10 protein-coding genes are annotated in these 12,437 nt (G+C 43.3%); all 10 read right to left on the reverse strand.

The genetic code is table 11. The features are described from left to right. Window positions 1–126: 126 nt before the first annotated feature. The 10 genes from GKD17_RS23550 to GKD17_RS07885 are packed head-to-tail and all read right to left on the reverse strand — an operon-like array spanning window position 127 to window position 12,420. The gene (locus GKD17_RS23550) at window positions 127–1,374 is read right to left on the reverse strand and encodes a glycosyltransferase (protein ID WP_007838083.1); all 1,248 of its coding nucleotides are present in this window, start codon (window positions 1,372–1,374) and stop codon (window positions 127–129) included. Further along, window positions 1,371–2,354, reverse strand: a complete 984-nt coding sequence (locus GKD17_RS07845) for a glycosyltransferase family 2 protein (protein WP_007838085.1) — start codon at window positions 2,352–2,354, stop codon at window positions 1,371–1,373. Before GKD17_RS07845 ends, GKD17_RS23550 begins: the two co-directional genes overlap by 4 nt. Then, window positions 2,342–3,412, reverse strand: coding sequence for a polysaccharide pyruvyl transferase family protein (locus GKD17_RS07850; RefSeq protein ID WP_007838087.1), 1,071 nt, complete (start codon window positions 3,410–3,412; stop codon window positions 2,342–2,344). Before GKD17_RS07850 ends, GKD17_RS07845 begins: the two co-directional genes overlap by 13 nt. Before the next feature lies 1 nt (window position 3,413). After that, on the reverse strand, window positions 3,414–5,234 hold the full coding sequence (locus GKD17_RS07855; RefSeq protein ID WP_007838089.1) for a Coenzyme F420 hydrogenase/dehydrogenase, beta subunit C-terminal domain: 1,821 nt from the start codon (window positions 5,232–5,234) through the stop codon (window positions 3,414–3,416). A 25-nt stretch (window positions 5,235–5,259) separates the two neighbouring features. After that, window positions 5,260–6,567, reverse strand: coding sequence for an ABC transporter ATP-binding protein (locus tag GKD17_RS07860; RefSeq protein ID WP_007838091.1), 1,308 nt, complete (start codon window positions 6,565–6,567; stop codon window positions 5,260–5,262). Between the two features lie 28 nt (window positions 6,568–6,595). Beyond that, the gene (locus GKD17_RS07865; protein ID WP_007838093.1) at window positions 6,596–7,441 is read right to left on the reverse strand and encodes an ABC transporter permease; all 846 of its coding nucleotides are present in this window, start codon (window positions 7,439–7,441) and stop codon (window positions 6,596–6,598) included. Between the two features lie 18 nt (window positions 7,442–7,459). After that, complete coding sequence (locus tag GKD17_RS07870) at window positions 7,460–8,464, reverse strand: endonuclease/exonuclease/phosphatase family protein (protein ID WP_007838098.1); 1,005 nt, start codon at window positions 8,462–8,464, stop codon at window positions 7,460–7,462. After that, window positions 8,451–9,170, reverse strand: coding sequence for a tyrosine-protein phosphatase (locus GKD17_RS07875; protein ID WP_007838101.1), 720 nt, complete (start codon window positions 9,168–9,170; stop codon window positions 8,451–8,453). The genes GKD17_RS07870 and GKD17_RS07875 overlap by 14 nt, the downstream gene beginning before the upstream one ends. A 16-nt stretch (window positions 9,171–9,186) precedes the next feature. After that, on the reverse strand, window positions 9,187–11,598 hold the full coding sequence (locus tag GKD17_RS07880) for a GumC family protein (protein ID WP_007838103.1): 2,412 nt from the start codon (window positions 11,596–11,598) through the stop codon (window positions 9,187–9,189). Window positions 11,599–11,610: 12 nt separating this feature from the next. Then, the gene (locus GKD17_RS07885; protein ID WP_007838105.1) at window positions 11,611–12,420 is read right to left on the reverse strand and encodes a polysaccharide biosynthesis/export family protein; all 810 of its coding nucleotides are present in this window, start codon (window positions 12,418–12,420) and stop codon (window positions 11,611–11,613) included. Between the last annotated feature and the right edge of the window lie 17 nt (window positions 12,421–12,437).

A 12,437-nucleotide genomic window follows, 5' to 3' on the forward strand; every position in this document is an offset into this window, starting at 1 on the left:
TTTTACACCCTAACAAAACATGCCCCATTACAACAAGCATAATAGCAAAGTCTTTCATTATATCTATATACTCTATCCTTTTATTTTCCATTGTTATTAAAATTAATGTTCCACATATATGTTCTGTTATTTGTTATCTACCCCCAATATCATATTCACAAGATCTGTCAAATCACTCTCCTGTTTCTCATGTATCTGCTGATAGCGTTGGAGAGATTTTTCTGCAAACTCTGAATAGTTATCATCATTGAGCACCATTAGGGCATTGAATATGGCCGTTTCATAAATAGGAGAGAAATAAACAGGTGCATCACCCAACACCTCAGGTATAGAGCAAACATTGGATGCCAATATAGGTTTGCCATATTTCATTGCCTCCAATGGTGGATAGCCAAATCCCTCGAACAGCGATGGGTACAACAACGCATAGCAATTCTTGTACGCCTCTCGCAAATCTATATCATTCAAAAAAGGCAAATCTATATGGTTCTTGAATAAAGTCTTACCATAGCCAACCGTGACAGCATACATATCAGGTTTTATTTTAGTGAAGGACTCGAATGCATGCAATGCCTTCTTGGCATTCTTGGCATCTCTGTTAGCACTTACCATCAAGTAGTACTTTACCTTGCCATCCACCAAACGTTTCAACTTTTCATTGATTCTCCCCTTCGCATCAGACTTTTTCTCGGTATAAATTCGCTCAGGACTATACTTGACATGTATCTTATCCTCTTTTACATTGAAATTATACATGATAGAACTCTTCGAGTAGTTTGATACCGTCATAATGACATTATCCTCTCTTTTACGGAGTAAAGCCAATGCTGGCTGTAACATGTTATAACCGTCCTCCAAAACACCATGCCGACGAACGTGCAACAACCATCTGCAAAATCTGATAGTAGGGCTTTTTATGTCCCAATAAACTTTCTTACCCCTTGGTCCTGTCGCTCTGTAATGAAACATATCATTGGCGTTATGAGCAAGATAGAGGTTTATATCATTGTTGTAGAATTCCTCCCAAACACAATCATGAAATACAAGGATTGACTTGCAGGTCAGTTCTTCCAACTGAGGATTCCATCCTGCATTTTGCGCACACCCGAAGAAGAATACATCATAATTCTGTGCATTGATTGCAGAGATGCCATTTTGTATGTCGACAAAATCCACGTATTTATGGCGCAAGCTATCCGGACGCATTTCAGTATATGCAGGCAGATGATGACTATCAAATAAGCAAGTGATGGTTATGTCATCAGTATGAGCCGCATGTTCTATCCTATCCAACAATGCATAAAACACTCTACGAGTATATTCTGCAGCACCATTTTTCTGATATATCGCTAAGAAATCGAAAAGTATTTTCATCGTAGTTTCTTCCAAAGTTTACATAACATGGATGATTTACTGATTTTTTGGAAATCCCAAAGATTTAACAGTAAATACAGATAAGGGTAGCGGAAATGAAGCTTCGCCTCTATACCATACATTGCACATGGTTTCATAATGCCATAACGGAGACATTTTGTGCAGAACTTGATATAAGTGAATGCTCCCTTCTTTCGTAAGAATATCAGCTCATCGTAACCGAAATAGAAGTAGTATTCATCATAATGATATTTGTGCAAATATGTATTACGTTCCTTTAGCACATTACACCATATTGTGAATTTCTTCACACTGACATCGCTTGTCAGACTTCCTTTCCGTTCTGTCAGACAGTAGATGCAATCGCCTGAGACTTCTGCTTTCTTACTATGAACAGCGATTCTTGTACACCAAATTACATCCTCCGAAATGGGTGTGGTGGCAAAAGTTATTTGATTGTCAATCAAAAATTCACGTTTAACCAGTTTACACCATGGTGACCAGATAGAGAACAACAGATTCCGAACCTCACGCTTACCACTGAGACATTCGTCTATAAAACTACACAACTGTGATGCATGATGACGTTCTCCCTTCTTGGCTACCTCGTCAGACATACAGCTATCAGCTTTAAATACCACCACATCCGAATCTGAATAGCGGTACTTATCTATCTTATCGAAAGCATCATTCATAAGGAAGTCATCCGCATCTACACACAAAATCCATCGTCCTTTTGCCATAGAGATAGCTGTATTCCGAGCTATGCCCGCTCCACCATTTTTCTTCAGGAGCACGCAATGGGTGTTGGGGCGGTCGAGACCAGGAAAATGTTCGAAATCAACTTTCGCAGGATCGCTGTTATCATCAACGACTATTATCTCGATGTCCTCTCGCTGTGGAATGGAATTCAAAGCGCGTTCCAACAAATCGGGTATATTGTAGTGTGGTATGACTATACTATATATTATCTTTGGCATAATGCATTCGATAAAAAAATGAGTCCTTCTACTCTCAATTCGTTCAGCTTTGCCAACCTTTCAGAACTAGGTTCGCTGCCAAAAGTGCGAAGCAAGGAGTTTATTCGGGCTGTACCTCTGTGGGAGTTTCCCATTACGATGAATTTCTTATTAAATATGATGGAGAATACGCAAGCATGGAACGAGTCTGTAATAACCAAGTCAGCATCCATAAAGCCTCGCAACCATTGTTCTACAGGTGGCTGCACACTGACTTTGTCAGAGTCCCACTCAGCTTCCACATTAGCATTAACGGTAAAAGGCTTCAGATTGTATTCTTTGAGAATAGCATTGATTTCCTGTTGCTTCTCTTCTGTCATATCCAGCACGTAGCACAATAGATTGCCACTTGACTTACTTGTATTCTTTATCAGCACTTTGTAATCCTCTGCAGTTAGGAGCATAGTCGGATCAGCCACATGCTTTGTGGTTAACCCCAGTTCTCGCATGCAGAGTTCCACGCCAGATTCCTCACGTACAGACAAATAATCAAACAGCCGGAGCAATGCCCTAATACTTACAGTTTCTTCTGGCGTATAATCCCAGACATCATGACCGAAAGATGGTGCATAAGCTATTCTTTTAACATTCCATGTCTTCGCAAAGCCCAAGAACGCATCTTCGACACACTTGAAACTATTCAAAATATACTCTCTTCGCCATATCTGGTCACTACCCACGACAAAAACATCATAATCATCCTCCTTTATTGAACCAAGGTTGTCCAACTCGTGTCTGTGAATATACTTGTCGGCAAATTTCCAAGTATTCGTATTTCGCTTTTTTCTTCGCTTGTAATCCTCTAATTGACCTATAGGAGCAACATTCTTACGCAGGATGAACTTCATTATCAATCTCTTAACAGACACGCTGAACGGTATTTGAACCTTTGGCTTGCGTATTTTATCTAAGACAGAAACTTCATATCCCATACGCTCTAAGGCTGATTGTAATGCATATGCCTGCAACAGCCCTCCATAGTTTGTATGAAGCGGTAATGTTAATATTGCTATCTTCATACTATTCCCAATTTACGTTTGTTTCAACTATTTTGGCTGGAATACCAGCTACTATCGCATGAGCAGGCACATCTCTTGTAACGATAGCTCCAGCAGCTATGATAGCACCATTGCCAATCGTTACACCTTTCAATATGGTTGCACCTTGGCCTATCCACACATGTTCGCCGATGTGAATCGGTTCCGAAATCTGATATTCCTCTTTGATGATTTTATGTGCATCATAAGAGCGAATTACGACATCTCTCCCAATGGTACAATCTTTTCCGATTTCAATCGTATCTCCACAAATTATCTGTACATTTTCATTGATAAATCCTCCATGAATAATCAATGTTCCACTCTCGATGACACGAATATACGAACCTGCATACATTCGGAAAAGTCCATTAACAATCATTTTTGAGTTGTTCTCAAGCAGGATTCTTGTCTCTATTCGTGACATCTCGACTTGTTTTACTCCCATTTCAAACTTGGAGTTTAATACTAATTGTGCTCCTTTGTCTATTTGTACAAGACTGTATTTGTAGTTTTGAAAAGGATAGTCAAAAGCCCGTACCACTTGATCAGACGAAAGATTAATGAATTTAAAGGTTTTAATGTCGGAATAAGAATAGTGTAATGGTTTTATGCCTTTTTTAAATTTTTGAGCCATGTAGTACATATATCCGAGTTTGAGTTTGATTCGTTTTAATATACTTTCTTTTGTAGACTGTTGAACGAAATATTTTTGTGCAACTTTATAATATGGTAGTTTATCAATGTCATTAAAGAAGATTTCTCGATTGGTATCGGGTCTATTTAAGGAATTTTCAATAGCAGGATTCTCTTTAAGTGCTTCTTCGTAAGAAAACTCCTTCCATTCAATTTGCTCTTTGATAGATTCAAATAACTTCATGCCTTTTGGGGAATTAATCATAACTAACGATGTACCTTTATCTTGGTCCATAGACGGGTCAATGTTTTCTATACCCCAAAAATCAGCCAACGTAATGTCTGATGTCCTTGGAAAGCCTTTAAATCGGCAAGCAAAACAAGAGGGACGAGTGAATACTCCATTTTGAAGGTAACCTATAAAGAATAAATCCTGCCATCGATTTTTGCAATACTCTTTTCCATTGGCAAATTTTACACGCATTGAAAAGTTGTGCCACCCTTCATCTTTCGCTTTAAATTTGATGTTTGTAGCAGTCGATTTAAACTCTTTTTCGAGCATTTTCATATAAGATAGAAACACTTTGGGCGAGTTAACGCCTCTACAAACAAAATCGCATGTGATGAGGTTTTCATAATCTTTTCGAAGGAATAAATGAAGAGCTTTTATTTGGCAAGGTGTGCCACAAAAAAACACTAATTTATCTTGCTTTAATAATGATTGTATATGGCGATAAATGCCTTCTGCATTGCTTTGCAAATATTTGGAACTGCGTATTTGTGATAAAAGTTCTTTATCATAGCTTATAGTTTGCGATACGGTATGGTCGCTATTATAAATAGCGCCTCCTACGTATCCTTGTTTTTTGTATATATTTAAAGCCAACATTGAATGTATCCCCCCCGATGTACTATCCATTCTAATATCTTCATCTTTGCTGTATGCAGCAAAAACTCGTGGAGTTTGTAAATGGTAGTGTTTTTGATCGTATTTAACCAATTGTGGACAGGTACGTTCGCACATACCACAGTTCGTGCATAGATTAGGGTCAACACGAGGGTACCAAAATCCTTCCCGATCGAGGTGAAATGTTATGGCATGTTGATTGCATATATCACCACATGCATTACATCCACAACATTTTTCCTTATCTATAATGCTGATCATAAAGTGGCTATATTATTTTTGATTATCAGATAACTTCTACAGCAATGTTTTCATTGCTGTGTACTACAGCTCCCCAATCTCTGTACCATATAAGATATTTTTTGTCGGGATTCTTTTGGTAGTAACTTACTTCGAATGACAATACGTCTCTCACAATATCAAAGTTTCTTGCACCTATTGAGAAGTCTTTCAATCCTGCAACGAACGAGATGTGGTAGCAGCGTTTGGTTAATCCATGGCTGGAAACTTTCAGACGAACTGTATATTCATCTTTGTCTTTTGGAACAGGGATCGGTGCAGTTATGAATGATTCTACCAATACATCAGCATCATCTGTGAAATTTACGGTATATTGGCAGACATCTATATTAGTAATGTTTTTTTTAAGCTTAATTTCCAGTTCTATTGGTTCGTTGTTGCCTACAGTTTTTGGATCATTAAATAAGCGAGCTTCCAAAAATTCAATTTCTCTTAAAAATGCTCCTTTCTCCCTTCTTTGTTTATCATTGATGATAGTATGTGTGTTGAAAGAAGATATATTATTACCTATATAATAATTAACGCAGTCCTCTATACTTCCCGTATAGGCTACAGTTCCGTTGTTGAGTACTATCCCTTGTTTGCAAAGAACTCGTACCGCCGCCATATTATGACTCACAAACAACACCGTCCTCCCTTCGCCTTTCGACACGTCCTGCATCTTGCCGATAGCTTTCTTCTGGAATTCGGCATCACCTACGGCAAGTACCTCATCTACTACCAGTATTTCCGGTTCCAGAAAAGCGGCTACGGCAAAGCCCAGACGGACGGTCATGCCGCTGGAATAGCGTTTTACGGGGGTATCTACATAGCGTTCCACACCGGCAAAGTCGACTATCTCGTCCAACTTGTGGGAGATTTCGTGGCGAGTCATGCCCATGATGGAGCCGTTCATGTAGATGTTCTCACGGCCGGTCAGCTCCGGATGGAAACCGGTACCGACTTCCAAGAGAGAGGCAATGCGGCCACGGGCACGGATGGCTCCGGTGGTAGGGGAGGTGACACGCGACAGAAGTTTCAACAAGGTGGACTTCCCGGCACCGTTTTTTCCGATAATGCCTACTACATCGCCTTGATGCACATCGAAGGTGATGTCTTTCAACGCCCAGACATATTCCGACGCGCCTTTCTTGCTGCGGTCGTTGGTTTCGCCTATCTTCAGATAGGGGTCTTCCTGGCGGAGAATGGTCGTTTTCCACCAGCGGTTGAGGTCGTGGCTCAGTGTGCCGGTGCCGACCAGACCGAGTTTGTAGAGTTTGCCTACATGGTCAAACCGGATTGCTATATCGTTCATTCTTATTCTCTTTTTTTAATTCTGCTGCTTACACTGTATCCATAAAATTGCGTTCCACCCGGCTGAAGATGACTACTGCGCAGAACAGGGTGGAGAGCATAAACAAAGTGCTATATGCCAATCCGCCCCAATCAAGTGAACCACACCCCATGCAGCTGTATTTAAAGGTCTCGAATATGGGGGTCAACGGGTTGAGCGCGATGATGTCACGGTATTTTTCCGGAGCTGCGTTTAGCGGATAAATGACCGGAGTGGCATACATGAACAGTTGCAGGCCGAAGGTGACCAACTGGGTGAGGTCACGGTATTTGGTGGTCAGCGCCGATACGATCAACCCCCACGACATGGCATGGAATGCAATCAGAAATGTCAGGAACGGAAACAACAGCAGGGCGGCATTGACATGCAGTGAAGCTCCTTTCACATAAAAATAGAGATACATGGCAATGAACAACAACAATTGTATTCCGAACTTGATCAGGTTGGAGGTGATGCCGGACAACGGCACGACCAGACGGGGGAAGTAGACTTTGCCGAACACGCCCGCATTGGCCGTGAACACATTGGAGGATACGTTGAACGCGGAACTGAAATAATTCCACAGCATGATACCTGCCATGTAGAATAAAGGCTGTGGTACTCCGTCCGTCGAGATACCTGCCAGGCCACCGAATATGAACATATACATCACGGTAGTGAAGATCGGTTGGATGAGGAACCAGAGAGGACCCAGAATAGTTTGTTTGTACACGGTGACAATGTCGCGTTTCACGTACATATAGTATAGGTCACGGTACCGCCATATACCTTTCAGATCTATATCCAGCCATTTTTTCTTTGGCTTTATTTCTATTGTCCAGTTTTCTTTAGTCATTTTTTGAAATCTTGTTTTTTAGGAGCGTTTGTCCAGATAGAGCACACAGTGCTGCTGTTTGTGGTCGCTCCAGGGATTGGAAACCAGTTGGTAACAATTCACTTGGAATGCAGGTGAACAGAGCGTATAATCTATTCGTAAAAAATCGCCCCAGCGTTGGTAGCTGCCTTTCCATGTCCGGCCGGCCTGGAGGAAGCAATCCTGCAGTGACCGGCTGATTTTCCGGTAAACATACGAAGCCGGTATATCGTTGAAATCACCGCACACGATGACCGGGTAAGGACTCTCGGCAATGGCGTTTGCCAAGAGATCGGCTTGCCGGTTACGCCGGATGGCGTGGTGGCGCATCGTCTGGAGTCTGTCTTTCATTGAGGATGATTCATTCATGCCGGTAGTTTGCAGATGGACGTTGAATAACCGGAAAGTTTGCCCTATCATCCGGATATCCGCTTGAAGCATCTTATTGTAGCTGTCCGGGAAGTAGTACTCTTGAACGTTTCCGACAGGCCAGCGGCTGAAGACGGCCAGATTAAGAATTTCATCCTCCCGCGAGTTGATGATGCAATAGGGGTAATCGGGAAAAGCAGCCTGGATGGTGTCCCATGCCAGAAGATTGGTATGGGGACGTTCCTGCAGACAGACGATGCCGGGCTGCAGGATACGAATGCTATGGGCGGCTTTCGCCAGGGTGTCTTTGTTCAGTCTGAACCCTTCGGCATTCCAGCAAACCAGTTTTAGCTGATTGGAATCTGGCACTTCTTCTCTATGTAGGAAATGAAGCGGAAAGTAACCGGATAGAATAGGTGAACTACCTAATAGCAAAAGCAAGTAAAGCATCCACCAACGATTATGTTTCCAGAGCAGAATCGCGAAAATAATTCCATCGGCTATGCATATAGGAATTGCCGATAGACTGATGAGGATAAAATTTCCGGCCCACTCGGGAGTGAAGCAGGGGAGAAATATCAACAGCAGTGTCAGACCGCACAGGATACTTCCCGACAGACAGTTAAATACGCGCATTGTTGGCAATCAGACCTTCTAAAGCTTCGAGTTGTTTTCGGGTTAACCTCAATTGGTCAAGCATGGGCCGGTAACGTTCCAAATGGTGCAGATCTGTACCCACAAAATCGTACATTCTCTGTTTTAACAGCTTCTCGCTGACCACTTTGGGGTGCGGACCATAATAGCCGCTCAGTGACATCAAATTAAGTTGAAAGCTGTAACCTTTTTCTTTCAACTGGAGGTAATCTTTTTCTCCCATGTACAGGTAACGCTCCGGATGGGCGATGACCGGTTGGTAACCGGCATTCCATACTTTCATCAGGATATCCAGCAAACCGGGAGGAGGGTACATGTAGGATGTTTCGACCAGCAGGTGGCTGCTGCCCAAAGGTAGCACTTCTCCATCCAACTTGTTTGTAAAAGCGGCATCCATCATATATTCAGAAGACAGCCGCAGATTCAACGGGCCGGAATAGGCTGCCTTCAACACGTCGAACTGTTGCTGCAGCTTCTTGTTCAGCGTGGGATAATCCTCCATGATATGGGGAGTGAGCCACACTTCCCGTAACCCTATGGATTCCATATAGCGTAGCAGGGACAGACTGGTATTTATGTCGGGTGAACCGTCATCCACTCCGGGAAGAACATGGGAGTGGATATCGGTCATACCCTTCATTAAACCAGAATTAATCAAATTGTATTTGGACTTGAATATACCAAACATCTTTCTTCTTAAGGTTTCAGGATTTCTTTTTGAACAATCGTTTCCAGCTTGATTCGGAACCATCCACATAACCGTAGCCATATCCGTAACCGTAGCCGTATCCTCCGTATCCGCTTGTTTTTACTATAGCACCGTTAAGTACTAACGACATATTGTTCAATTGTCCGCTACGGTATATTTTTTCCAACTCCGGCAACATGCGGCGGTCTAGCTTGCCAACCCGTACCACGAAGATGGTCAAGTCGGCTATGCGGTTGGTGATGGCGGCATCGGCCACTACTCCTACAGGCACATTGTCGACAAAGATATAGTCATAACGGTTACGCAGTTCGGCAATCATCACTTCCAATTGTTCGCTGAGCAATAGCTCTGATGGGTTGGGTGCGATGGGACCGGCCGGAATGAAATCTAGGTTTTCACAGATTTCGTTGTGCTTGATGATTTCATCCGTCGTGGCCTTGCCTGCCAGGAAGGAGGTCATTCCTTTTTCTTCTGTATGAAGGCGGGTATGTGAAGTCAAAGTCCCTTTACGGATATCCATGTCAATCAGGATGACTTTCTTGTCGGTTTGCGCGAAACTGGCCGCCAGATTGCTGGATACGTATGTCTTGCCGGCACCCGGTCCGAACGAACTGAAAGTGACGACTTGCATGTTCTTTGACTTGACACGCATAAAATCCATATTGGTGCGTATTATACGGAAGGCTTCCGATACAATGTCACGCCCCTGGGCACGGACAGCGATGCCATGCGCTGTTTTTTTATTCTCTATCTTCCTTTTGGATGAATCCTTGGGTATTTCGCCTAAGAAAGGAACGGTTACAGCATCCTCGATGTCCTTGCGGTTGCGTATGCGGGTATCGAAGAACAGGAACAATAGCAGGACAATTGCCGGCAGGGCGATTCCTTTCATGATACCTGCCATGATCATGCTGCGTCCGTTGGGAGAAATCGGAGTATCCCCTCCTCCGGCAGGGTCGAGTACACGGGCGTCGGTTTCGGTGGTGGCCTGGCCCAGCGCATTTTCTTCACGTTTGTTCAATAGATAGAGGTAAAGTTCCTCTTTGATGCGTTGCTGACGTTCGATAGAAAGCATCTGTTGCTGTTGTCTGGGTATGTTGGTCACCCGCCACTGGGCTTCTCCGGCCCTGCTTCGGGCCTCGTTCAGTTTCACATCGATGCTGACAATCATGTTGTCGATGGCCCGGATGATATTCTGTCGCATGGCAATCAGATTCTTGTTCAGTTCCTGGACGATGGGGTTTTTGTCACTGCTTCCTTCTATCAGTTTGTCCCGTTTCAACTTGTTGGCGTTGTAGGCCGCTATCTGGGTTTCAATGTTGATGTCGGCTATGCCGGTGTTTGAAGGGATAAGCTCAGTCTCTTTGGATGGGTCCACTAGGTAGCCCTTGATGTAGCGTGCCATGCGTGCCTGCAATTCCAGTTCCTGAGTGGTCGAGCTGTACTGCCGTTTGTCTGACATGGACATGGAAGCGGCCGAACCGATATCAATAATATCATTGTTTTGTTTGTAAGACTGAAGTTCGTTTTCCACGCCTCCTAGTTCTTTTTCGATGATGACCAAACGCTCGTTGATGAAGTTGGAGGTATTGATGGCTATCTGGTTCTTATCTTTGATAGTCTCTTCATTATACACTGTAATCAGCATATTGAGTACATCTTCGGCACGGGCGGTGGAGTAATCACGGAGTGACAGGTAGAGGATGGAGGCATCATTCTCGGCCTGACTGATGTTCAGGTTGCTTCTGAACAGGCTGGCCATTGTGTCCGTACTCTGCCGGCGTATCGTAATTGGTGTATTGAACCACTTGTCTGTATAATATAAGGTGGGTGAGACCACTATTTTTCCTATGGGCGATTGGATGGTGTCACCCAGATTGGCTGTTAGCGTTATACTTGTGGCGTCTGTCGAGAAATCGGATAACCGGACTTGCTTCCTGTTCAGGATTCTGACTGTCAGGCTGAAATCAAGATGATCCTCTTCTTCCGGGAATGAAACCTTGACAGGGGCTTGCGTATAAAGTTCCTCCTCACGCAAGTCATCCATGATGAGGTAGCATACATTGGCGTGAAGACGGTTCACCACATCGCGCATGAGTTTGTGTGACTGGAATTGCAGGATCTCATTGGATACATTGGTATATGAATAGGTGTTAAAACGGTCCAGCCCGCGACCGATGTTGTTTGAATAGGCGTCCTTTATCATGACGGTGGCTGACCGTGAATAGATAAAGGGAAGTTTGGCATATTGATACCATGCATATCCGCCGAACAGACTGACCGACAATACAAACCAGTACCATTTGGACAACAGGTACATGATGATGTCAACGGGGTTGATATTGAATCCTCCCCCGCTTAAGGTCTTATCTCCCGACATATCTTTTTGTTCACTCATTCTTATCATGTCGTTTCTTTTTTATTTAGTAGTCAGCAATACCAGCGAGGTGATTGTGGTGATGAAGGACAGGATCATACTCCATGTGCTCAGTTTTCTCTGGGCTTGTTCGGTGGCCTTCATGTTGGTAGGTTCTACGTAGACAATGTCATTCTGTTGCAGGTAATAGTAAGGCGACGTGAAGATGTCTTTGCTGCGGATGTCGTGGAACAGGATTCGTCGCTTGTTCCCATATTCGCGGATGACGGCGATACGGTCCAGACGGGATCGGGGGGTCAGGTCTCCAGCCATGGCAAGAGCCTCTAAAAGAGTGATGCGGTCGCCTTTCACTTCAAAGGTTCCTACATGTCCAACTTCTCCTAGCACGGAGAATTTGAAGTTCAAGAAATTGACGGTGACCATAGGATCTTTCAGCAATTCTTCGTTGATCAGTCGTTTTTTTATCAGTTCGGTTAATTGTCGGCGGGTCAGTCCTTCCACATGCAGTTGTCCCAGCACAGGAAAGTCTATATTCCCGTTGATATCCACTAAATAACCTTTTTCTTTTTCATCACTTAATACCCCCACTTCATTGTTGGAAATGCTTCCGTCTGCTTCTACAGAATAGCTTCTGCTTCCGGACATATTGAAAGGCAGGGACAGTTCTGGGTTTTTGCTGTTCACAATAATACTCAATCTGTCATCCCTATGGATGATGGCTTCATATTTTTGAACCATAGGATATTCCTGTAGTTCATCCATATCTTGTAAATAGACAAAATCTTTGCGTGAAGCGCACGAACTAAAAATGATTATTGCCAACAGACAGGCCAGTTTGATTGTTTTATCCATTGTTTTATAATTAATTG

This window comes from Phocaeicola dorei, from assembly GCF_013009555.1.
GTDB lineage: Bacteria > Bacteroidota > Bacteroidia > Bacteroidales > Bacteroidaceae > Phocaeicola > Phocaeicola dorei.